Origin of the sequence: Streptomyces sp. CMB-StM0423 (assembly GCF_002847285.1) — a bacterium.
Classification (GTDB): Bacteria; Actinomycetota; Actinomycetes; order Streptomycetales; family Streptomycetaceae; genus Streptomyces.
This window is the reverse complement of the sequence record NZ_CP025407.1, coordinates 1,542,048-1,563,698: the sequence shown is the minus strand read 5'-3', so window position 1 is coordinate 1,563,698 and position 21,651 is coordinate 1,542,048. Positions and strand designations below refer to the sequence as shown.

Annotated in this window: 18 protein-coding genes and 1 pseudogene; 10 read left to right on the top strand and 9 right to left on the bottom strand. The window is 72.3% G+C overall.

What is annotated here, in order from left to right:
• The first annotated feature begins 6 nt into the window (after positions 1-6).
• From CXR04_RS06575 to CXR04_RS06540, 8 genes are all read left to right on the top strand, one after another.
• Positions 7-768 (top strand): amidohydrolase family protein, encoded by a 762-nt coding sequence (locus tag CXR04_RS06575; RefSeq protein WP_101426229.1) that lies wholly within the window; start codon positions 7-9, stop codon positions 766-768.
• A complete protein-coding gene (locus CXR04_RS06570; protein ID WP_101420939.1) occupies positions 765-2,084 on the top strand; it encodes a phenylacetate--CoA ligase family protein in 1,320 nt (439 codons plus the stop codon). The genes CXR04_RS06575 and CXR04_RS06570 overlap by 4 nt, the downstream gene beginning before the upstream one ends.
• A 10-nt stretch (positions 2,085-2,094) precedes the next feature.
• Positions 2,095-3,297 (top strand): FAD-dependent monooxygenase, encoded by a 1,203-nt coding sequence (locus tag CXR04_RS06565; protein WP_101420938.1) that lies wholly within the window; start codon positions 2,095-2,097, stop codon positions 3,295-3,297.
• Between the two features lie 2 nt (positions 3,298-3,299).
• The gene (locus CXR04_RS06560; RefSeq protein WP_101420937.1) at positions 3,300-4,085 is read left to right on the top strand and encodes a 2,3-dihydro-2,3-dihydroxybenzoate dehydrogenase; all 786 of its coding nucleotides are present in this window, start codon (positions 3,300-3,302) and stop codon (positions 4,083-4,085) included.
• Positions 4,086-4,126: 41 nt separating this feature from the next.
• The gene (locus CXR04_RS06555) at positions 4,127-4,828 is read left to right on the top strand and encodes an SDR family NAD(P)-dependent oxidoreductase (RefSeq protein WP_101420936.1); all 702 of its coding nucleotides are present in this window, start codon (positions 4,127-4,129) and stop codon (positions 4,826-4,828) included.
• A 188-nt stretch (positions 4,829-5,016) separates the two neighbouring features.
• Positions 5,017-5,352, top strand: coding sequence for a DUF485 domain-containing protein (locus CXR04_RS06550; RefSeq protein ID WP_101420935.1), 336 nt, complete (start codon positions 5,017-5,019; stop codon positions 5,350-5,352).
• Positions 5,349-7,082, top strand: coding sequence for a solute symporter family protein (locus CXR04_RS06545; protein ID WP_101420934.1), 1,734 nt, complete (start codon positions 5,349-5,351; stop codon positions 7,080-7,082). The genes CXR04_RS06550 and CXR04_RS06545 overlap by 4 nt, the downstream gene beginning before the upstream one ends.
• A gap of 107 nt (positions 7,083-7,189) precedes the next feature.
• A complete protein-coding gene (locus tag CXR04_RS06540) occupies positions 7,190-8,797 on the top strand; it encodes an FAD-dependent monooxygenase (protein ID WP_234380090.1) in 1,608 nt (535 codons plus the stop codon).
• 120 nt (positions 8,798-8,917) lie between these two features.
• On the opposite strand, the gene CXR04_RS06535 is transcribed toward CXR04_RS06540, so the two are convergent.
• The 4 genes from CXR04_RS06535 to CXR04_RS06520 all read right to left on the bottom strand — a co-directional run bounded on the left by CXR04_RS06535 (position 8,918) and on the right by CXR04_RS06520 (position 14,925).
• Positions 8,918-10,405 (bottom strand): vanadium-dependent haloperoxidase, encoded by a 1,488-nt coding sequence (locus tag CXR04_RS06535; RefSeq protein ID WP_234380089.1) that lies wholly within the window; start codon positions 10,403-10,405, stop codon positions 8,918-8,920.
• Between the two features lie 325 nt (positions 10,406-10,730).
• Positions 10,731-12,257, bottom strand: coding sequence for a PQQ-dependent sugar dehydrogenase (locus tag CXR04_RS06530; RefSeq protein WP_101420933.1), 1,527 nt, complete (start codon positions 12,255-12,257; stop codon positions 10,731-10,733).
• Positions 12,258-12,372: 115 nt separating this feature from the next.
• Complete coding sequence (locus tag CXR04_RS06525; protein WP_101420932.1) at positions 12,373-13,368, bottom strand: LamG-like jellyroll fold domain-containing protein; 996 nt, start codon at positions 13,366-13,368, stop codon at positions 12,373-12,375.
• Between the two features lie 759 nt (positions 13,369-14,127).
• Entirely contained in the window at positions 14,128-14,925 is a 798-nt protein-coding gene (locus tag CXR04_RS06520) for a glutamine amidotransferase (protein WP_101420931.1), read from the bottom strand.
• A gap of 218 nt (positions 14,926-15,143) precedes the next feature.
• Between CXR04_RS06520 and CXR04_RS06515 the strand changes: the two are divergent.
• Positions 15,144-15,499, top strand: a pseudogene (locus tag CXR04_RS06515) (RNA-guided endonuclease TnpB family protein); the annotation flags it as partial.
• A gap of 28 nt (positions 15,500-15,527) precedes the next feature.
• Here the strand turns inward: CXR04_RS06515 and CXR04_RS06510 are convergent.
• The 5 genes from CXR04_RS06510 to CXR04_RS06490 form a co-directional block, all read right to left on the bottom strand.
• On the bottom strand, positions 15,528-16,361 hold the full coding sequence (locus tag CXR04_RS06510) for an N-acyl homoserine lactonase family protein (RefSeq protein ID WP_101420930.1): 834 nt from the start codon (positions 16,359-16,361) through the stop codon (positions 15,528-15,530).
• A gap of 44 nt (positions 16,362-16,405) precedes the next feature.
• Positions 16,406-17,521 (bottom strand): ABC transporter substrate-binding protein, encoded by a 1,116-nt coding sequence (locus tag CXR04_RS06505; protein WP_101420929.1) that lies wholly within the window; start codon positions 17,519-17,521, stop codon positions 16,406-16,408.
• 61 nt (positions 17,522-17,582) lie between these two features.
• Complete coding sequence (locus tag CXR04_RS06500) at positions 17,583-18,416, bottom strand: ABC transporter permease (protein WP_101420928.1); 834 nt, start codon at positions 18,414-18,416, stop codon at positions 17,583-17,585.
• Positions 18,403-19,173 (bottom strand): ABC transporter ATP-binding protein, encoded by a 771-nt coding sequence (locus CXR04_RS06495; RefSeq protein WP_199850405.1) that lies wholly within the window; start codon positions 19,171-19,173, stop codon positions 18,403-18,405. The genes CXR04_RS06500 and CXR04_RS06495 overlap by 14 nt, the downstream gene beginning before the upstream one ends.
• 12 nt (positions 19,174-19,185) lie before the next feature.
• Positions 19,186-20,238, bottom strand: a complete 1,053-nt coding sequence (locus CXR04_RS06490) for a LacI family DNA-binding transcriptional regulator (RefSeq protein ID WP_101420927.1) — start codon at positions 20,236-20,238, stop codon at positions 19,186-19,188.
• 273 nt (positions 20,239-20,511) lie between these two features.
• Between CXR04_RS06490 and CXR04_RS06485 the strand changes: the two genes are divergently transcribed.
• Complete coding sequence (locus CXR04_RS06485; RefSeq protein ID WP_101420926.1) at positions 20,512-20,949, top strand: TIGR02611 family protein; 438 nt, start codon at positions 20,512-20,514, stop codon at positions 20,947-20,949.
• The last annotated feature ends 702 nt before the right edge of the window (positions 20,950-21,651 follow it).

The window sequence follows — 21,651 nt, the reverse complement described above, 5'->3', positions numbered from 1 at the left end:
GCCGCGATGACCGCACAGCCCGTGCTGGACTTCCACGTACGCCTCGCGCCCCGGCCGGGCGCCGCCGCGCGGCTGCTGGCGGCGCTGGACGACTGCGGCCTGGCGCGCGCGGTGGTCTGCGCCGGCGGCACGATCGACCTCGACACGCTCGCCCGGCAGTTGACCGACGGCGGGCACGTCGAGACCGACGCCGACAACGACGCCGTGCTGGCGGCCTGCGCGGGTACTGACAGGCGGCTGGTGCCGTTCTGGTTCGCCAACCCGCACCGCCCGCCCGGCGCGTACCGGGAGCGGGCGGCGGAGTTCCGCGGCCTGGAGGTCTCGCCCGCGGTGCACGGCGTGGCGCTCACCGACCCGCGCGTGACCGCCCTGGTGGAGGTGGCCGCCGACAACGGCCACCCCGTCTACACCGTGTGCCTCGCCCGCCCCGGCGCGGGCGTCGCCGACCTCGTCTCCCTGGCCCGCCGGTTCCCGCAAACCGACTTCGTGCTCGGGCACAGCGGCATCGGCAACATCGACTTCCACGCCCTCGCCCTGATCCGCGACGAGCCCAACATCCTGCTGGAGACCTCCGGCGGCTACACCTGCGTGGCCGAGGCGGCGATCGACCGGCTGGGTGCCGCGCGCGTGGTGTTCGGCTCCGAGTACCCGCTCCAGCACCCGGCCGTGGAACTCGCCAAGTTCACGGCGATCGCCACCACGCCCGCGGACTGGCGGCAGATCGCCTGGGAGAACGCACACCGACTACTGGGGGAGGAGAAACCGTGACCGACGCACCGGCGAACCTGCCGCACATCGGCCAGTGGAACGGCCCCGGGGAACTGCGCGGACTGCAGGAGAAGCAGCTTCCGCAGACCGTCGCCTGGGCCGCCCGCTCGGCCTTCTACGGGCCCCGCCTGGCCGGCGCCGCCACCCTGCCCGCGACCGCCGCCGACCTCGCGGACCTGCCGCTGACGACCAAGCAGGACCTGCGGGACAACTACCCGTACGGCATGCTCGGCGTCCCGAAGGAACGCCTGGCGACGTACCACGAGTCGAGCGGCACCGCCGGCCGGCCCACGCCCTCGTACTACACCCAGGAGGACTGGCTCGACCTCGCCGAGCGCTTCGCCCGCAAGTGGATCGGCATCTCCGCCGCGGACGTCTTCCTGGTACGCACCCCGTACGCGCTGCTGCTCACCGGCCACCTCGCGCACGCCGCCGCCCGGCTGCACGGCGCCACCGTCGTGCCCGGCGACAACCGGTCACTGGCCATGCCGTACGCCCGCGTGGTGCGTACCCTGCACGACCTGGACGTCACCCTCACCTGGTCGGTGCCGACCGAATGCCTCATCTGGGCCGCCGCCGCCACCGCCGCGGGCCACCGCCCGGGCGCCGACTTCCCCGCGCTGCGCGCGCTGTTCGTCGGCGGCGAGCCGCTGACGACCCCCCGCCGCCGGCGGATCAGCCGGCTGTGGGGGGTGCCGGTGATCGAGGAGTACGGCTCCACCGAGACCGGCAGCCTCGCCGGCGAGTGCGAGTACGGGCGCATGCATCTCTGGGCCGACCGGGCGCTGTTCGAGGTGTACGACCCGGAGACCGGGCGCGTCGCCGCCGAGGGCGCCGGGCAGCTCGTCGTCACCCCGCTGTACCGCGAGGCGATGCCGCTGCTGCGCTACAACCTGGAGGACGACGTCGAGGTCTCGTACGACGACTGCGACTGCGGCTGGCACCTGCCCACCGTCCGCGTCCTCGGCCGGGCCGCCTTCGGCCACCGCGTCGGCGACGCGCGGATCACCCAGCACCGGCTGGAGGAGGTCGTCTTCTCCCTCCCCGACACCTACGGGGTGTGCTTCTGGCGCGCCCGCGCGGAACCGGTCTCGCTGCGCGTCGAGATCGAGGTGCCGCCCGAGCACCGCGTGCACGCCGAGGCTGCGCTCACCGCCGCCGTACGCGCCGAGTTCGGCGTCGACGCCGACGTCACCGGGCTGCCCCCGGGATCGCTGATCCCGCGCGAGGCGCTCACGAACATGCCCGACGTGGTCAAGCCGCGCAGCCTGTTCGGCCCCGACGAGGACTGGAGCAAAGCGCTCCTCTACTACTGAGGAGGAAGGCATGTCGCAGATGAGGGTGGCCGTCGTCGGCGCCGGGATCGCCGGCCTCGCCTTCGCCGCCGCCCTGCGCCGCGGCGGGGCGGAGTGCCACGTCTACGAGCAGGCGGAGCAACTGGCCGAGGTCGGCGCGGGCGTGCAGGTCGCGCCCAACGCGACCAGGCTGCTGCACCGCCTGGGCCTGGGCGACCGGCTGCGGGCCGCCGCGGTCGCCCCCGAGGCGATCGAGATGCGGCGCTGGGACGACGGTCTGATGCTCCAGCGCACCCCGCTGGGCGACAGGTGCCTGCGCCGCTTCGGGGCGCCGTACTACACCGTGCACCGCGCGGACCTGCACGCCGCGCTGCTGTCCGGGCTGCCACCGGACCGGCTGCACCTGGGTGCCCGGCTGGTCGCCGTCACGCAGGACGAGGCGGAGGCGCGGCTGCACCTGGCCGACGGGCGGACGGTCGCGGCGGACGCGGTGGTCGGCGCCGACGGCATCCACTCGGCGGTGCGCGAGTGGTTCGTCGCCGACTGGCCGCGCTACTCGGGGCAGACGATCTACCGCGGCCTCGTGCCCGCCGAGCGGGTGCCCCATCTGCTCGGCGAGCCGCGGGTGCGGCTGTGGTTCGGCCCCGACCAGCACTGCGTGTGCTACCCCGTCTCGGGCGGCCGGCAGATCAGCTTCGGCGCCACCGTGCCCGCCGCCGCCTGGGAGGTCGAGTCGTGGTCGGCGCGGGGCGACGCCGAGGGGCTGCGGGAGGCGTACAAGGGCTGGCACGAGGACGTCGCCCGGCTGCTCGACGCGGCCGGGGCGGTGAGCAGATGGGCGCTGCATGACCGCGACGGCATCGACCGGCTCGGCTGGGGCCGGGTGGCCGTCGTCGGCGACGCCGCCCACCCGATGCTGCCGTTCCAGGCCCAGGGAGCGAACCAGGCGATCGAGGACGCCGTCGTCCTCGCCCGCTGCCTCACCGCCGCGGGACCCGCCGCGGGCCGGGACGAGCTGCGCGCCGCCGTACGCCGCTACGAGCAGCTCCGACTGCCCCGTACGACCCGGATCCAGCGTCAGTCCCGCGCCAACGCCGAGACCTTCCACCTGGCCGACGGCGCCGCGCAGCGGCGCCGCGACACCGGCTCCCTGGCGGAACCGGGTCTGGACCGGCACCAGTGGCTGTTCGGCTACGACGCCGAGCAGGCAGTCGCCACGACCGGCAGGAGCTGATGATGGAACTGACCGGAATCGAGTCGACCGTCGCCCTGGTCACCGGCGCGGCCCAGGGCATCGGCGCGGCCGTGGCCACGACCCTGGCCGCCGCCGGCGCGCACGTCGCCGCGGCCGACCGCAACGCGGAGAAGCTCGCCACGGTCGTCGCCAAGCTGGCCGCCGAGGGCGTGCCGGCGCGCGGCTACGACCTCGACGTACGCGACAGCGCCGCGGTGGACGCGGCCGTCGCGCGCGTCGAGGAGGAGCTGGGGCCCGTCGGCATCCTCGTCAACGCCGCCGGCGTCATGCACACCGGCCGCGTCGTCGAGCTGCGGGACCGGCAGTGGGCGGAGACCCTCGCGGTCAACGCGGGCGGCGTGTTCCACGTCTCCCGCGCGGTGGCGCGGCGGATGATCCGCCGCGGGCGCGGCGCGATCGTCACGGTGGCGTCCAACGCCGCGGGCGTGCCGCGCACCGAAATGGCCGCGTACGCCGCCTCCAAGGCCGCGTCCGCCCAGTTCACCCGCTGCCTCGGCCTGGAGCTCGCGGGCCACGGCATCCGGTGCAACGTCGTCTCGCCCGGCTCGACGGACACGCCCATGCTGCGCGCGATGCACGACGGCGACCCGGAGCTGCGGGAGGTCGTCGAGGGCATGCCCGCCGAGTACCGCGTGGGCATCCCGCTGCACAAGCTCGCCCAGCCGCGGGACGTGGCCGAGGCCGTCGCGTATCTGGTCTCCGACCAGGCGGGCCATGTCACGATGCACGACTTGTACGTGGACGGCGGCGCCTCCCTGCACGTCTGACGCCGCCGGCACCACCGGCCCCCGAGGAAGGGAACACCACCGTGTCGGACCGCACTCACGTCGTCGTCGTCGGCGGAACGTCGGGCATCGGGCGGCACTTCGCCCAGACCTGCGCCGACCGCGGCAGCGACGTCGTCATCACCGGCCGCGGCGAGGACCGCACCAAGGCCGCCGCCGACGAGATCGGCGGCCGCACCCGCGGGCTCGCGCTCGACCTGGCGGACCCCGAGGCCGCCATCGCCGCGCTGGCCGGCGTCGAGCACGCCGACCACCTGGTGCTCACCGCGCTCGACCGGGACCGCAACACCGTGCGCGACTACCGCCCCGCGGACGCCACCCGGCTGCTCACGGTGAAGCTCACCGGCTACACCGCCGTCCTGCACGCCCTCGCCCCCCGGATGCCGGACCACGGCGCGGCCGTCCTGCTCGGCGGCCTGGCCAGCCACCGCCCGTACCCGGGCTCCACCACCGTGACCACCGCCAACGGCGGCATCGCCGCGCTGGTGCGGACCCTGGCGTTCGAGCTGTCGCCGATCCGCGTCAACGCCCTGCACCCGAGCATCGTCGCCGACACCCCGTTCTGGAGCGACAAGCCGGCCGCGCGCGCCGCCGCGGAGGAAAAGGCCCTCACCAAGCGGCCGGTGACGATGCGCGACTGCACCCACGCGATCACGTTCCTGCTGGAGAACCGCGCGATCAACGGCGTCAACCTGAACATCGACGGCGGCGACGTCCTCCTCTGACGCCGCCTCTCCCGTATTTCGGAGAAGCCCCCCGAACACGTGAATCCGCCGCGCGGTCACGCCAATTCGCGTACCGCGCCGGAAGACCGCGTGAATGGGTCATGCCCGCCGGTGCACGACGCCCGAGAATGCAGTGTGACCGCCACGTCAGGACGTCCGCGTCCCGGCGTCCCTGTCAAGGAGGTGTCATGAGTTCGACGGACTCGCCGGCGGGCGGCGACCGCTATGTCGCCGTACACGGCAGCGCCGGGTTCAAAACCCTGCAGCGTAAGACGAATTCCTTTCTCATCCGGGCGAGCGTCCTCTTCTTCGGATGGTGGTTCACCGGGACGTCGCTGGCCGCATTCGCCCCCGGATTCTTCCGGCAGGAGATAGGCGGCCCCGTGAACGTCGGGCTGCTTTTCATGTTCCTGACGTTCGTGGTCGTCGTGACGGTCTGCGCCAGTTATCTGCGCTACGCCGCCAATCGGCTCGACCCCTTGACCGACCAGGTCCGGGCGGAACTGGAAGGAGAGCCGCGATGAGCACGATCCTGGCCGACCCGCCGCCGCCCATCGACAACACCTGGGCGGCGAACGAGATCGCGATACCCGCGACGATAGCCGCCGCGGTCGCCGTGTACTTCGTCGTCAAGGCGGTACGCGACAGCGTGCGCACCTCCGACGACTTCCTCATCGCCGGCCGGCGGATCGGGCCCGTACAGAACGCCATCGCGCTGGCGTCCGCGCCGCTCATGTACTCCACCCTGTTCATCATCACCGGGCATATCGCGCTCAACGGCTACGACGCCGCGATGCTGCTGACCGCGTTCACCACCTCGATGGTGCTCGGGGTGCTGCTCTTCGCCTCGCCCATACGCAACCTCGGCGGACACACCCTCGGCGACATCTTCGCGATGCGCGCGGAGGAACGCCAGGCGCGCAAGGCGGCGGCGGTCGTCACCCTGCTGATCTACGGGATGTTCACGATCATCAGCCTCGCGGCGATCGCCTTCATCTTCAACCGCTGGTTCGCCCTGGACAACGTCGTGGGGCTGGGCCTCTCGGTCCTGGTCGTGGGGCTCGTCACCGTGCTGTACGCGGCCATGGCCGGCATGCCGGGCGTCACCCGGCTGCTGGTGTTCAAGGCGATCCTCACGCTCACCGTCGTGCTGGTGCTGACCTGCCTGGTGCTCGCGAAGTTCAACCTCAACGTCCTCGACATCCTCGACAAGGCCGAGGCCAACCGCAAGGACGTCCCCACCGGCTACGACCTGCTCGGTCCAGGACGCGAGTTCGGCGAGGGCCAGCACCGGCTGGTCCACCTCTCCAAGCTCTTCTGCGTCGCCGTCGGCGTCGCCGCCATCCCGTTCCTGTTCATGCGCAACTTCGCCACCACCAGCGGCAGGGACGCCCGCCGCTCCGCCGGCTGGGCGTCGATGATCGTCGTCGGCACCTACCTGTGCATGGCGGTCGTCGGCTTCGCCTCCGTCGCGGTCCTCGGCTCCGAGCGGATCGGCGTGATCAAGGCCCACCGCGACATCAGCCTGCCCAAGCTCGTGGACGAGCTGGGCGGATCGGTGATGGTCGGGGTGCTCGCGCCGATCGCGCTGCTGACGATCGTCGGCGTCTACGCGGCCCTGCTCATCAACGCGGTCACCTGCGTCACCAAGGACCTCAACGTCGTACGCGGCCGCAAGCCGTCCCCGGCCGACGAGCTGAAGGACATCCGCCGCAACACCGTGCGGATCGGCGTCGTCTCCGTGCTCATCGGCGTCGCGATGCTCCCGGTGCGTACCCACATCTTCATCCCGACCTCCATCGACCTGGCCGGCACCGCGATCCTCCCGGCCGTCGTCTACGCCCTGTTCTGGCGCCGGTTCAACACCTCCGGGCTGAAGTGGATCGTCTACGGCGGCACGGCCCTGCTGTTCTTCCTGGTGATCTTCTCCAACGGCGTCACCGGCCCGGACGACGCCATCTTCCCCGGCCACGACTTCAAGTTCGTCGACATCGAACCCGGCCTGATCACCGTGCCGGCCGGCTTCCTGCTCGGCTACCTCGGCTCGATCGCCAGCAAGGAGCGCGACGACGCGGCCTTCGCCGAGATGCAGGTACGCGCCCTGACCGGCGGCCTCGCACCCGGCGCCCGCAAGGACGCCGCCCGCGGCGCGGCGACCGCCGGCTCCCCCAACGGGCAGCACCCCAACGGCCGGGGCCCCGACGGCCCCGACGACCGCGGCAACCAGCCCCGTACGCACAGCGAGGCCCGCTGAGCCCGCCGGGCGGCACCGCCGCCCGAGCGCGCTGAGCCACGACCGAACGACAACCGCGACTGTGTGGGGCGGCCCGGGTGCCGCCCCACACGCCTGGGGAGGCAACCGTGGATCCGGCACCGGTACTCGTCGTGGGCGCAGGCCCGGTCGGCATGGCAACCGCGCTGGCGCTCGCCCGCCGGGGCGTCCGGTGCGTACTCGCCGACCAGGACTTCGAGACCTCCGTCCACCCCAAGCTCGACTACGTGAACGCCCGCAGCATGGAGTTCTTCCGCCAGCTCGGCCTCGCCGGCGCCGTCCGCGCCGCCGGCGTCGCGCCCCGGCACCCGGCCGACGTCATCTGGTCCACCGGGCTGGCCGGCCGGCCGCTCACCACCTGGGCGCTGCCCTCCGTCGACGAGGAGCGGCGGCGCATCGCCGCGTACGACGACGGCACCCGGCCGGCCGAACCCGGCCAGCGGATCTCCCAGACCGACCTGGAGCCCGTGCTGCGCGCGCACTGCCGCCGCAGCCACCTCGTCGACCTGCGCCCGGGACTGCGGTTCGACACCCTCACCCAGGACGACCAGGGCGTGACCAGCAGTCTGCGCGACGTCATGACCGACGAGCGGATCCGGATCAGGTCCCGGTACGTGATCGGCTGCGACGGCGCGTCGAGCCGCGTCCGCGCCGTCCTCGGCATCGGCGAGGACAGCTTCGGCGTCCCCGGGCTGCCCGGCGCGTTCATGGTGCACTTCAAGAGCCGCGACCTGGCGTCCCTGCACCGGCACGGCCCGTTCTGGCACTACTTCGCCTTCCGCTACGTCGTCATCGCCCAGGACGAGAAGGACACCTGGACCGCGCACGTCAACGGCGCGCACCCGGACGAGTTCGCCACCCCGCCCGCCGACCCGGCGGCCTTCCTGCTGGCGACCCTGGGCACCGAGCTGAAGATCGACAAGGTGCTGCTGACCTCCCGCTGGCGCCCCGGCTTCATGCTCGCCGACCGCTACCGCGCCGGGCGCGTGCTGCTCGCAGGGGACGCCGCGCACCGCATGTTCCCCACGGGCGCGTACGGGATGAACACCGGCATCGGCGACGCGATGGACGCCGCCTGGAAGGTCGCCGCCCTGGTCCGGCACACCGGAGGACCCGCGCTGCTCGACAGCTACGAGACCGACCGCCGCCCGGTCGGGCTGCGCAACATGCGCACCTCGCACCGGCACATCGGCGTGCACGTGCAGGCCGGCGGCCTGCTGCGGGACGGGGCTCCGCCCGCCGCGGTGGCGGGGTTCCTGGACTGCGAGCGCGGCGAGAACGAGTACCGCGGGGTCGAACTCGGCTACCGCTACGACGACTCGCCCGTCGTCTGCCACGAGGACGGCCCTGCGCCCCGCTGGACGCCGGAGGTCTACACGCCGACGACCTGGCCCGGCAGCCGCCCGCCCAGCGTGCTGCTGGCGGACGGGACGCCGCTGTTCGACCTGTTCGCCACGGACTTCACCCTCGTCGACTTCGCGGGCGACGGCCGCGCCGGGCCGCTGCTGCGTGCCGCCGCCACGCAGGGCGTGCCCGTCCGGCACACGGTGGTGCGGGACGCGCGGGCGCGCGAGCTGTGGGAGCGGGACCTCGTGCTGCTCCGCCCCGACCACCACGTGGCGTGGCGCGGCAACAAGGCGCCCGCGAATGCGGCGGCCGTGGTGCGGCGCGTACGGGGCGCGGGCCGGGCCCGCTGACGCCGCCGCCGGGAGGGTCCGTACGGCCTTCCCGGCGGCGGCCCGCACCGAACGGCGCCGGCCGCCGGCGGGGTGGAGGTCACCCGCCGGCGGCCGGCGCCGTTTCCGTGTCGTGCTCGCTCAGCCGCCGTTCACCTTCCGCTGCACGAACTTGTAGCTCAGATCGCCGATCTCGGGTGCGTACTGCTCCGCGGCCTCGACCGAGGACCGGAAGTTCTCTCCGGCCCAGATCCGGCTCTCACCGCAGTCGTCGGCGAACTCCGTCCAACTGTTCCACTGCAGCGAGACGTCGGCGGCCGGGGTGACGCCCGGCTCGACCAGCGAGGAACCCTTCGGGAAGTTCGCCGTCACCTTGATCTGGTCGCTGCCGGTGAACTGCCGCACCTGCGCGGCGAAGGCGAGGCAGAGCGCGGAGCTGGCGGACGGGTACTCGGGGTGGTCGGCAGAGACGGAGTCCAGATAGCCCTGCCACTCGCGGCCGGTGATGTCGTCGACGGTGCCCTGCCCGGGCCCGCCCCAGGCGGTCAGCTTCCGGTCCCCGTACAGGTACCCGACCGCGGTGCCCGGCCGCACCGAGTCGTACTTGCGCTTGTAGTGCCAGGTCGCGATGGTGACGTCGATGAACGCCACGTCGGACATGGTGATGTAGTGCACGGTCTGCTCGGTGTTCAGCTTGCCCGCCAGCACCACCGGCGTGCCCGCGTACTGGCCGAAGGTGAGCACCTTGTCGTTGAACAGCTCGGCGGTCATCTTCTGCTCGTCGGTGAGGTTCGCCGACGCCTTGAGCACCTCGTCCGCCTGGCGCTGGTAGGCGCGGCCGTTGTGGTGGTCGCTGTTCACCGGCGGGGAGACCTTGAACTCGGTCGGGCTGTCGTACGTGAACGGCTTCACCCTGCCGTAGTACGGGGTCGCGAACTGCTGGTCCTTGTAGACGTCCCGGGTCGAGGACGTGCCCGGCTGCCAGCGCGACGGATTGCGCAGCTCGTAGGCGGAGTTGACGGGCCTGTAGCCGGTGTAGTCCGAGTAGGGCTTCTTGTTGTACTTGCGGCCGCCCATGCCGCCGTCCCGGTTGCTGCCGTCGTCCTGCCGCGCCGCCATCGCGTTCTTCGCCGCGAGGATGCCGATGCCGCTCGGCGTGGTCGGGTCCTCGGCGGTGGCGCCCGGGTCGAGACCGGCCGCGTCCATCATCTCGATCCACCGGTCCTTGTACTCCGGCAGCAGCGCGTTCAGCGAGGTGAACGCCGCGTAGGTGACCGCGATGTTCTGGTTGCGCGTCGTGTGCTCGGATTCCGGGCGGCGCGGGATATCGGAGAAGATGCCCTTCGCCGTGGGGTGATAGGGCGCGATGGCGTCGAACCACGGCATTTCGATGAGCATCGCGTGGTCCACGGTCAGCGACACCGCGCGGCCGGAACTCTCCTCGCGCGACACCCGCTGGAACTTCGGATACACGACTTCCATCAGCACGTTGTCATGGTCGATGTCGAAGCCGTCGTCCTGCGACGACGCCGGCACCGCACTCGTCAGGGTCCCCGTCAGCGCCGCCGCGGTGGCGATGGCCACCGCGTATCCCAGGCGCCGGCTACGCAGCCGTGTCACTTTCGCCACCGGACGATCTCCTTGTTCGTGCGTGGGCTGGATCCGCAAATGGGCGCGTCGTATTCGGCAGAGGAATTGCACACTGATCAAGGAGGCTAGACCTGCGTTCTGCTGCCGGTCCACTGCTCGATCGGGTAGTGGGCACTACCCATGCTGGAGCATTTGCGGATGTTGCCCGCGCGGGCCGCCGCCGGGGAGAATTCGCCGGAATCGGGGGCGCGCCGACGGGAGTTCGGCGGTGTCCGGCCGGAGACAGGGAGAACGGGCGCGGGCGGCGGCCCGGCTTCCCGGACCGCCGCCCGCGCCCGTTGCGTACGGGCCGGCCTTCCTTCGGCTACGGCAGCGCGGGGCCGCGCGTGCCGGTGACCTTCCAGACCTTGCCGTTCGCCTTCGCCAGCAGGTACAGCTCGCCCGCCGAGTCCTGCCCGAAGCGCAGGTCGACGCGGGTGTCGCCGGCCAGGTCCTGCGCCGTGACGAGGTTTCCGGTGGCGGCGTCGTAGAGCCTGAGCTGGTGGATCGTCGCCATCTCGGCCGCGCCGCGGTTCATCTCGCCCGTCTTCGTACCGAAGACGCGGCCGTCGACGAGGTCGCCGAAGAGGTACGTGCCGCGCAGCTTGCGCAGGTCGTCACCGCGGTAGACGAAGCCGCCGGAGACGGCCCGGCCGACGTCGGAGGTGCAGTTCCAGTCGGCCGGCGGGTCGTGGTCGTAGGCGGTGACGGGGTAGGTGTAGCCGTACGTGTCGTCGTCGGGCGGCAGCGGCTTGTACGCGTCGCACGGGTCGGCCGGGTTCTTGTCGAAGACGAACGGGCCCTCGCGCTCGCTCCAGCCGAGGTTGTCCCCGGCCCGCACCTCGTAGATGGACTCGATGGCGTGCTCGCCGATGTGGCCGAGGTACAGCCGGTGCTTGCCGCCGGTGTCCCAACTGAAGCGGTGCGGGTCGCGGAAGCCGTACGCGTAGACCTCGCCGAGGGCGCCGGGGCGGTCGGCGAACGGGTTGTCGGCGGGCACGCCGTACTTGCCGCTGGCGCTGTTGCTGCCGCGCGGGTCGATCCGCAGCAGCTTGCCGTGCGGCAGGGCGAGGTTCTGCGGCTCGGTGGTGCGCACGCCGGTACCGCCGTCGCCCACGGCGAGGTAGAGCTTGCCGTAGTCGGCGCTGCCCTTGCGGGCGGTGGGGTTGAAGGCGATCTGCTGGATGCCGTGGATGCGGCCGTTGAAGCCGAGGCGCAGCACCTCGCGGCGGGTGCCGGAGAAGGTGCCGGCGGCCGGGTCGTCGGCGGTCCACTCGGTGATGATGCCGTGGTAGCCGGTGTTGGGCTGCGGGGTGAGGTCCGGCTTCTTGTCGGTGGTGGAGGCCAGTTCGGTGTGCACGGTGTAGAAGATGCCGTTGCGCGCGAAGTCGGGGTGGAAGGCCGCGTACCCGAAGCCCTGGCCGAGGCCCTGGCCGGAGAAGAACTGGGGCGCGAAGGTGGCGCCGACGTCGAGGTACGTGCGGGGCTGCGCGCCGTCCTCGACGAGGTACAGCTTGCCGTTGAGGTCGGGCACCGCCTTGCGGCCGGAGCCGTCGGGGAGTTCGGTGAGCGCGTTGATCCGGGCGTGCCGCATCAGCCGGGGGTCGGTCGGCGGGGGAGTGGGCTCCGACTCCGGGAACTGCGCGTACTCCTCGACGACGAGGCCGAGCTTGGCGGGTACCGGCTTGGGGAGCAGGGAGTCGCCGGGCGCGGCGGCGCCCGCGGTCGCGCCCGGCGCGGCGGTCGGCTCGGTGCGGGCCTCGGCGGGGGCGGTGAGGAAGGCGGTCGCGGCCACGGCGGCGGCGAGCGCGGGGGCGAGGAGGCGGGGCTTTCTGCGGGTGGACAGGGGCATGCCGGGCTCCGTTCTGGGGGTGCGGGTGCGCGGGCGCGTGGTGCGGCGGACGGCGTACTACGGGAAACGGCGTACTACGGGAAGGGGGCCGGTGACCGGGTGGCCGGGTGGCGGCTCAGGGCCGGGGCGCGACCATCAGCCGGTACTGCGCCCGTACCTGACCGCCGGTCAGCTCGCGGTCGAGGAACATCAGGCTGTCCATGCGGCAGTTGCAGGGATTGCCCTCGCGGGTGTTCTGCGGGAAGCTCCCGCCGATCTTGATGCCCCGGGGATCGGTGGGCGAGGCGCGGTGCTCGCCGGGCCCGCCGACCTGCCAGGGGTCGCCGGGGTTGGTGTAGAAGCCGTCGAGGCGCTCGCCGTTGCGGAACAGCGCCATGGTGCCGTCGGAGTAGTCGAACGTCGCGGCCAGGAACACCCACTCGTCGGGCGGCAGCAGCCGGCGCCAGTCCTCGGCGGCGGCGAACGTCTGCGAGGCGCCCTCGTCGACCCGGCGGCCCAGCGCCACGAGGCGCATCTCGCCGTTCACCTCGATCAGCTCCAGCAGGGCCCGTACGCCGTGGCCGTCGGAGTTGCCGGAGAGCACACCGGCCAGGCCGACGGCGCCGTAACGGTCATGGGGGTCGGCGGTGTTGGAGTTGGGGGAGGGGTTGTCGCCGGTCATCTTGAACCAGCCCATGACGGTGGCGGACTGCGCCCCGTTGAACGCGCGCATGCTCGGCACGCCGCCGGGGCGGTAGAGGCCGGCCTTCCAGTCGTCGTTCCCGGCGGTGGCGGGGGAGACCTGGGCGGTCTGCAGCGCGGACCCGGCGCCCGGGAAGGCGCTGTCGGGCACGCGCATGGCGGCGCCGCCGTTGACGAGTTCGATGTCGGTGCCGGAGCGGCCACGGTCGCTTTCGAGGGCGGGGCTGCCGGGGACCGGATGGCCGAAGTCGTAGTACGCGACGAGGCCGGGCCCCAGCGCCGGCAACACGACGGGCGCCCCCCGCCTGTCCCCGTCCGCGGTGTCCCCACCCTGCACCGCCTGCACCGGCCCGGCCGCGAGTGCGGTCAGGACCAGCGCCGCGGCCGCCGCGACAGCCCGCGCGGCAACGCTCCCGCTGTGCTTGCGCATTGCGTCATCTCCCCTGCCAGAAGAGGATCCCACGATCTCAGTAAGCGCTTGCTAAAACGCCTTGGCGGACGCTATCCGCGCGACGTAACGGCGTCAAGCACTCGCGGCTCCACCGCGGGCAACGGGGGAGCCCGGCACGGGGGCGCTCCGGTGCGGGGTCGTGGCGTCACCGCCGACCGGGAAGGGGCCGGGCACCGGGGCGCTTTCGCGCGATCGCGGGAGTAACAGCCGCTGAAGCCGGTGCGGTTGGTCGGGCCCCCCAGCCAGGGAAGGCCGAGCGGCAGCGAGTAGCCCGAACGCCGGGCGCCCCACCCGTACCGAGGCGGCGCCACAGGTCGAAGGGGCCGCCTCGGCGAAGCCTCGGTGACGGGCCCGGGGCGCACGTCGGGCGCCGCCCGGCCGTACCCCCGACTACCCGGCCGGGGCGCTGCCCGTCGCCCCGGTCCTTGCGGCCCCGGCGGGCCGCCTCAGGCGCGGTCGCCCCGTGTCTCCGCCTCCGCCCCCGGAGCTACAGCGCCCGGCGGCCCCGCCGCCTGGCGGGCGCCCGGCGGTAAGGGCCGGCTGGGGTGGTGCGGTGAAGGGTCGGTGGCGTGCGGCGGGCGGTGCCCGGCCGCACCCCCGATTACGCGGCCGGGCGCCGCCCGTCACGCAGCCCGACCGTCCCGGCCCAACGCGCCGGTCCTGTCGTCCCGGTCCCGTCGTCCCCGTCCTGTCGGGCCGGCCTCCCCCTGCTCTGGCACCGCCCCCCCCGCGGGCCGGCTAACCCGCCGTCGGTCCCTGCGTCGCCGGCTCCGCCGCGCCCCGCCGGGCGTTCGCCGTCCAGGTCAGCAGTGCGTCCCACAGTGCGCCGTAGCCGCGCCAGCCCGTGAACGCCGCCGGGGCCCAGTGGGCCGACATGTCGGAGGTGAAGACCGACGTGCGGCCCGCGCCCACCTCGCGTACCGCGATCAGCGGGTCGCCGTCGATCTCCGCGAGCAGCGTCGCCTCCTCACGCAGCACCGTCTTGTTGTAGCCCAGCAGGTACGGCCACGGCCCCGCCACCTCCGGCAGTGCCGGGTGCGGCTCCGGGCGCGGGGCGGGGATGCGGCCGTCCGGGAGTTCGCGGCGGTCGTCGTGGTCGAGTACGCGGACGGGCAGGACGTCGGCCAGCGGGCTGGCGCCGTAGCGCGCCTTGCCGTCGATGCCCGCGAACGACAGGTAGCCGCCGACCATGGCCAGCCCGCCGCCCTCCTCCACGTACGTCCGGAGCATCCCCAGCCGGTCCACGTCCCGGTCGCCGTCGGTGAAGACGGAGCGGGTGAGCTGGAAGGTGTTCACGCCGACGTCGGAGACGACGACGCAGTCGTACGCGCCCAGCCGCGCGGCGTCGGTGGGGAAGTCCCGCTCTATGGTGTGCGCCGGGAGGTGGTCGACCTCCCAGCCGCGCCGCGACAGCGCCGCCGTGAGCGGGCCCGCACCCTCGGCGTACTCCGTGGTCGTGAAGGTGTCGAAGCCCTTCTGGTGAATCATGTGCGTGGTCCACGACTCACCGAGGAGCAGCAGTTTCTTCGCGGTCATCGGTTTACCTCCGTGAATACTCCGTCCTTCAGGGCGGAGGGGAAACGGTCCTGCGGAGCAGGGCAACGGGCTGGGTTCGCCGCCGAGAGGGATCCCAGCGCTCTGACCGGCAGGATTGATCTCTAACCGGCGGTCCCGCTCACTTGTGAGCGTGACTGCGGAAGGTCTACGACATGGCGCTCGCTGCCCGCAGTGAGGCGTGGGCGCTCCGTCAGGACGTACGTAACACGGTCAAGAACCACAACCTTGCCCGCGCCACCAGCGATGCGGCATGGTCGCAGTTCCGGAGGATGCTGGAGGACAAAGCCGCCTGGTATGGCCGCACAGTGATCGTGGTCGACCGGTGGTTTCCCTCCTCCAGGCTGTGTTCACCCTGCAAGACGAGATGCCCCTGCACATTCGCACCTGGACGTGCGACTGCGGAACGACCCGCGATCGGGACGTGAACGCAGCGAAGAACCTCCTGGCGGCCGGACGGGCCGTTACAGGCTGCGGAGCTGGTGCAAGACCTCAACGGAGTTCTCCGGGCGGGCAGTCGGCAAGGAAACAGGAAGTCTCACGGTGCGAGCCGTAAGAACCCTCTCCACTCAGGGAAGGGAGCGTCAACGAATGGTTCCTTTCGGGAAGTGCTCCGTGAACTGCCAGTCGTGCTCGGGGACGATGATGTCGGCCTCGCGATGCAGCCGGTCGTATCCACGCATGAGCTGGGCCAGGTCCCAGAAGGACCCCATCGGCCAGTTCAGCTCCAGATTCCGGTAGTTGTACATGACGTCGCTGGTGAGGCAGACGGTGCCGCTCTCGGTCTCGACCATGACCACCATGCAGCCGGGGGTGTGGCCGCCGATCTTCACCAGCCTGATGCCGTCCGCGAGTTCCACGTCGCCGTCGATCACCCGGAGCCGGTCGCGTACGTCGGTGACCTTGTACGAGTACTCCGGGTAATAGAACATGCAGAACTGCGGCGGCGCGATTCCCTGCGGCAGCTCGTCGCGTTGCACGACGAAGGTCGCCCGCGGGAAAAGCTCGTTGTTTCCGATGTGGTCGAAGTGCAGGTGCGTGAGGACCACGACGTCCACGTCCTCCGGCCGGACGCCGTGCCTGGCCAGGCCCGCGACGATGTCCTGCTGCGACCCGCGGCGCTCGGCGACGAAGCCGACGCCGTAGCGCGACTGCATGGCCGAGACCTCGTCGAGGTCGCCGAGGCCGGTGTCGATGAGGATGGTGCGGTCCGCGCCCTCGATGAGCCAGACCGGCACCGGCACCATCACGCCCTCGTGGAGGCTGCCGTCCCGGCGCCGGATGTCGTGGCGGTAGCCGTACGGGAGCACGGACTCGCGGTCGAGATCCGGATGCGCGCCGCTGTTCAGCAGGCTCACCGACAGCGAGCTCTCCAGCTCGCCGGTCACGATGTGGTGGATGGTGTGCTTGCCGCTCATGGCGTCCTCCTCGCTCTGCCTGCCGGCCCGTGGGGCCGCCGTGCTCAGTAGCCCTCTTCGTGCTCGCCGTACTTGTCGACGTAGTCCTGCCAGACCTGCCCGCCCGCGAAGTGCTTCTTCGGGTCGACCGGGGAGCCGAGGGCGCCGGTGCGGGTCAGGTAGTCGTTGTCGCCGTCCCAGGTGCGCTTCCAGTAGGCGACGCCGTCCTCGTCCAGGACCCACTTCTTCACCGCGGCCGCGTTCGGCGCGTACAGCTCGATCTTCTGCCAGGCGGCCACGAAGTCCTCGACGCTGGACTGGCTGCCGGTCTCCTTGTTGAGCCGGTCCGTGATCGTCTTCCCGCACGCCTCGGTCTCGGCGTCGCAGTAGCGGAAGATGCGGTGCATGACGTGGGTGAGCTTGAGGATCTTGTCCTCGTGCTCGTCCAGGTACGAGTCCGTGGTGACCCAGCCGTTGATCGGCGGCGGGGCCAGGTCGGGACCGGCCAGCAGCACCGGGGAGCCGTCGGCGACGGCCCGGGCGCGCTGCGGGGCGCCGCCGATGTAGGCGTCGCCCGTACCGGAGAGGAACGCGGCGAGGCCCTGGTCGGGGTCCATGTCGATGACCGTCACGTCGTCGGTCGACATGCCGACCGACTCCAGCGCGTAGTCGAGGGCCTTGCCCATGTCGGTGGCGTTGGTGGTGACGACCGTCTTGCCGCGCAGTTGCTCGATGACCTCGGTACGCGCCTTCTCCTCGTCCGCGCCCTTCTTGACGGCGTCCTCGTACGTCGTGAGGTCGCTGCCGGGTCGGGCGACGAGGGCGGAGCCCTCGGTGAACGGGTTGAAGCCGTAGGCGTAGACCATGTCGCCCGTGGCTTCGGCCACCGAGACCAGGCCCGTGGTGTTGTTGATCGCCACGTCCACGGAGCCGGAGGCGACCGAGGGCGTCACCGTGTTCCACGCGAGCGTCTTCAGCTCGACGTTCAGGCCCTCCTCTTCGAACCAGCCCTTCTCCTGGCCGATGATCGGCAGCATGGTGTCCTGGAACGGGGAGATGCCCAGCCGCACCGTGTTCGGGTCGCCGCCGCCGGGCTCGGAGCCCGAGCCGCAGGCGGACAGGGTGAGCAGCAGGGCGGCGGAGACGGCGAGGCCGGCGGTCAGGGGTGAGGACGTGCGCATGTCGTGCCCTCCTCGGGTGGTTCGTGCGCGCGCCCCGGCGTCGGGACGGCGCGGGGAGCGCTCACGGAGCCGACGCGGACCAGCGCGTGGCCCGGTCGCTCAGCAGCTTGATGATCCGGTCGAGCAGGACGGCCTCGATCGCGATGATGATCGTGCCCACCAGCACCGACGGGGTGTTGAGGGTGCGGCTGGCCTGCATGATCAGCCGCCCCAGCCCGCTCTGCGCGCCCTGGAACTCCGCGGCCACGACGACCGCGAACGTCAGCGCGCTGCCGATCCGCAGCCCGGAGAGCAGCTCGGGGACGATGGCCCGCAGCACCACGGTGCGGTAGACCTGCCCGGATCCCGCGCCCAGCGACCTGGCGGCCCGGCCGTACAGCGGGTTGACGTTCCCCGCGGCCACGATCGTGTTGACGACCATGACCATGAACGAGGCCAGCGCGCCGAGGAAGATCTTGCCGCTGTCGCCGATGCCGAACCACAGGATGACGAACGGGATCAGGGCCACCGGCGGGATCGGCCGGACGGCCTCGATCACCGGCGTCAGCGCGTAGAACAGCGTGCGGGAACGGGACATGAGCAGCCCCACCGCGACGCCGAGGGCGCTGCCGACGGACCACGAGACCACGACCCGGCCGAGCGTCGCGGTGGCGTCGGACCACAGCGTCTCGCGCAGGTTCGACGCGCTGTCCCACACCTTGTCGGGCGCGGGGAACTTCAGCGGGTCGATGGCGTCGGTGGCGGTGGTGAAGAGCCACCACAAGAACAGCGCCAGCGCGATCACGGCCACGGACAGCGCGGGGCCCGCCAGCCGCCGCGCGGGGTGCTTCGGCGTACGGGCCGGCTGGTCCGGCGCCGCGGGCGGGCGTACGGGAGTCGTCTCAGGCAGCGTCATCGGTCGTCTCCCTCAGCAGATGGGCGATGCGCAGGCGCAGTTGCTGGAACTCGGGCTCGCCGCGGACGTCGAGGTCCCGGGGCCGGTCGAAGGGGACCTCGACGATCTCGCGCACCCGTGCCGGGCGCGGCGTCATGACCGCGATCCGGTCACCGAGGAAGAGGGCTTCCTCGATGTCGTGGGTGACGAAGAGGACGGTCTTCGGCGCGGCCTCCCACGTCTTGATCAGGAAGAGCCACATCTCCTCCTTGGTGAACAGGTCGAGCGCGCCGAACGGCTCGTCGAGCAGCAGCACCTCGGGCTCGTTGACGTAGGCGCGGGCCAGGTCGACGCGCTTGCGCATGCCGCCGGACAGCTCCTTGGGGTAGGCGTCGGCGAAGTCGCTCAGCCCGACCTGGGCCAGGAAGTGGTCGACGGCCGGCGCCCACTCCGAGCGCGGTACGCCGCGCGTGCGCGGGCCGTACGAGACGTTGTCCCGCACGGTCAGCCAGGGGAAGACCGCGTCCGCCTGGAAGACGACGGCGCGGTCCGCCGACGGGCCCTCGACCCGCCGGCCGCCGACCTCGACGCTGCCCTCCGTGGGCTGCTCGAAGCCGGCGATGAGGTTCATCAGCGTGGTCTTGCCGCAGCCGCTCGGGCCGACGAGGCAGACGATCTCCCCGGATGCCACGCTGAGTTCCGTCCGCGAGAGCGCGAGCGTCTCCCGCCGGCGGCTGACGAACAGCTTCGATGCCTGTGCTACATGGATGCCGGACACGTCTCACGCTCCTCACTCTCTGGTGCGGCCTGGCGCTCTCCTTCTGGCTGCCGGGCGGCGGGTCGCCGCCGGCGCGGTGGAGTGGCGTTCCCTTAAGGTCACGGGCAGCACGGTGTGCTCGGGCCCGCTCCCGGGGTCGGCGATGATGCGGTACAGCTCCTCGGCGGCGGTCCGGCCGAGGACGGCCGCGTCCTGGCGCACCGTGGTGAGCGCGGGCTCGATCAGGTGGGCCGCCAGCACGTCGTCGAAGCCGACGACGGAGACGTCCGCCGGGACGGCGAGCCCCAGGTCGCGCAGGGCGGCGACGGCGCCGAGGGCCATCATGTCGTTGACGGCGAAGACGCAGGTGAAGCCGCGGTCGAGGAAGAGGGCGGCGGCTTCGCGTACGGCCGCGTAGCCGCCGTCGTAGGTGAACCCACCGGGGCGCACCTCGCAACTGCCGCCCGTCTCCTGCCAGAGGTCACGGAAACCTTCGACGCGACGAAGGCTCGACATGAGCTGGGACGAGGCGGACAGCACGAGGGCGTCCCGGTGGTCCAGGGCCGCCAGATGCCGGGCGGCGAGGCGTCCGCCCTCCGCGTTGTCCGAGACGACGCTGGTGGCGCCGATTCCCGGCACCTCCTCGTCGACCAGCACGAAGGGGATCCCCGCCAGCATCTCGGCGGTGTCGGGGGCGGGCGAGGGCGCACCGGCGGCGTAGACGACGCCGTCGACGGCCCGCGACCGGATCATGTTGAGGTGGAAGCGCTCGCGTTCGACCTCGAAGGCGGTGTTGCCGAAGACGACGTTGTAGCCCTGCTCCAGGGAGACGTCCTCGACGCCCTTGGCGAGGTCGGCGAAAAAGGTGTTGCTGATGTCCGGCACGATGAGGCCGACGATCTGGGAAGCGCCGCTCTTGAGCGTCTGGGCCGCGCGCCGCGGCACGTAGCCGAGCTCGGCCATCGCCTCCTGTACGCGCTTGAGCACGCTGGGGCTGACGGGCCGCTTGCCGGACAGGGCGTGCGAGACGGTCGTCCTGCTGACGCCCGCACGGGCGGCGACATCCGCTATGACCGGTCGTGCCATCCCGTTCTCCTCTCACGCAAACCGGTTTGCCAAACCGGTTTGCCCAACGTAGAACGCGGGTGGCCGCGACGTCAACCCCCTCGGCGTCGAGCGCGCGGCACGCGGGGGGTGCGGGTGGGGCCGTGCCGGTACCGGGGCCGGCCTGGTCGGGGGCGTACACCCTGGGGAGGAGAAGGGCCCCGTACGACGGTCCGGCGGGTGGACGGCCGGGGGTGCCGCAACCCGTAACGTGTGTCCATGGATGTCGAGCGTGGCGATCAGGGGGACGAGAGAATGGACAAAGCCGACACCGACGCTCCGGTGGCGAAGCTGGACGAGCCCGAGAAGCCGGACACCCCGGAGCACCGGACGTGGGGGTCCAAGGCGCCGCACTTCATCCAGCGCTCGCGCGCGCTGCACGTGAGCTGGCAGGTCGGGGTCTTCATAGTGGGCCTGGCGATCGTCATCGGGGGCATCATCCTGCTGCCGCTGCCGGGCCCCGGCTGGCTGGTGATCTTCGCGGGCATGGCGGTGTGGGCGACGGAGTTCGTGTGGGCGCAGATAGTCCTGCACTGGACGAAGCGGAAGGTCACGGAGGCCGCGCAGCGCGCCCTGGACCCGAAGGTCCGCCGGCGGAACGCGATCCTGACGGCGGTCGGTCTGGTGATCTGCGGCGTGCTGCTCGGCATCTACCTGTACGAGTTCGGCTTCGAGATGCCCTGGAAGGTCTGACGCCACGCCCCTCCCGGCCCCGCCGACCGGGGCCGGGTTTTGCCGGCGAGGGCGGCCCCGGCGGGGCCGGACGCGTCACCACCGTGAGCGGGCGAGCCCGCGGTGAGGCACGGCCCTCGCCGCGTCGCCCCGCCCCGGTCGGGACGAGCCCCCGCCACGCGGGCCCCCGGCCGCGCGCGTAGGACGGGCGCCGGGCGGGGTACGTGCCGTCGCGAAGCACGGCCCCGTTTCGCATCCGGCCCGCTCGGCGATGGAACGGGCAGCGGCCGAGCGGCCGGTGGAGCAGCCGCCGGCGCGGCTGACGGCGGCGGACCTCGCCGCGCGGGGGCTGAGGTCGGGCCAGGCTCGTGCACGTTCTCCAGCGCCTTCTGCCGGCCCAACGCGGCCACGCGGCGGATCCTCGCGAACGAGGCGGGCATGGTCGCGGGCGGGGCGGCCACGAACGTGGACACCGGGAGCCCGCGTCCTGCCGCCCGCGCCGCTCCCGGCCCGGGGCGGACGGCCACTGCGTGGGCGCGTTCCCGCCGCGGCTGCGCGAGCCCTCAGGCGCGGCCCGTCGCGTTCCACGGGCTCCCGACCATGGTCGCGTCCCGCCCCGGCGGGGCAGCGGACCCGTGAGGGCGCGACCCCTGCCAGGGGCGGCTCCATCGCGTCCCGCCCGCTCCCGCGTCCCGCGGCCCCCCACCGCTCCTCGGTCCCGGC

Bases quoted from the DNA above. Each gene is read 5' to 3' on its own strand.
- CXR04_RS06575 (WP_101426229.1), top strand. From the start codon at position 7: ATGACCGCACAGCCCGTGCTGGACTTCCACGTACGCCTCGCGCCCCGG.
- CXR04_RS06510 (WP_101420930.1), bottom strand. From the start codon at position 16,361: ATGAGCGGCAAGCACACCATCCACCACATCGTGACCGGCGAGCTGGAG.
- CXR04_RS06525 (WP_101420932.1), bottom strand. From the start codon at position 13,368: ATGCGCAAGCACAGCGGGAGCGTTGCCGCGCGGGCTGTCGCGGCGGCC.
- CXR04_RS06560 (WP_101420937.1), top strand. From the start codon at position 3,300: ATGGAACTGACCGGAATCGAGTCGACCGTCGCCCTGGTCACCGGCGCG.
- CXR04_RS06530 (WP_101420933.1), bottom strand. From the start codon at position 12,257: ATGCCCCTGTCCACCCGCAGAAAGCCCCGCCTCCTCGCCCCCGCGCTC.
- CXR04_RS06505 (WP_101420929.1), bottom strand. From the start codon at position 17,521: ATGCGCACGTCCTCACCCCTGACCGCCGGCCTCGCCGTCTCCGCCGCC.
- CXR04_RS06520 (WP_101420931.1), bottom strand. From the start codon at position 14,925: ATGACCGCGAAGAAACTGCTGCTCCTCGGTGAGTCGTGGACCACGCAC.
- CXR04_RS06545 (WP_101420934.1), top strand. From the start codon at position 5,349: ATGAGCACGATCCTGGCCGACCCGCCGCCGCCCATCGACAACACCTGG.
- CXR04_RS06550 (WP_101420935.1), top strand. From the start codon at position 5,017: ATGAGTTCGACGGACTCGCCGGCGGGCGGCGACCGCTATGTCGCCGTA.
- CXR04_RS06500 (WP_101420928.1), bottom strand. From the start codon at position 18,416: ATGACGCTGCCTGAGACGACTCCCGTACGCCCGCCCGCGGCGCCGGAC.
- CXR04_RS06485 (WP_101420926.1), top strand. From the start codon at position 20,512: ATGGACAAAGCCGACACCGACGCTCCGGTGGCGAAGCTGGACGAGCCC.
- CXR04_RS06565 (WP_101420938.1), top strand. From the start codon at position 2,095: ATGTCGCAGATGAGGGTGGCCGTCGTCGGCGCCGGGATCGCCGGCCTC.
- CXR04_RS06490 (WP_101420927.1), bottom strand. From the start codon at position 20,238: ATGGCACGACCGGTCATAGCGGATGTCGCCGCCCGTGCGGGCGTCAGC.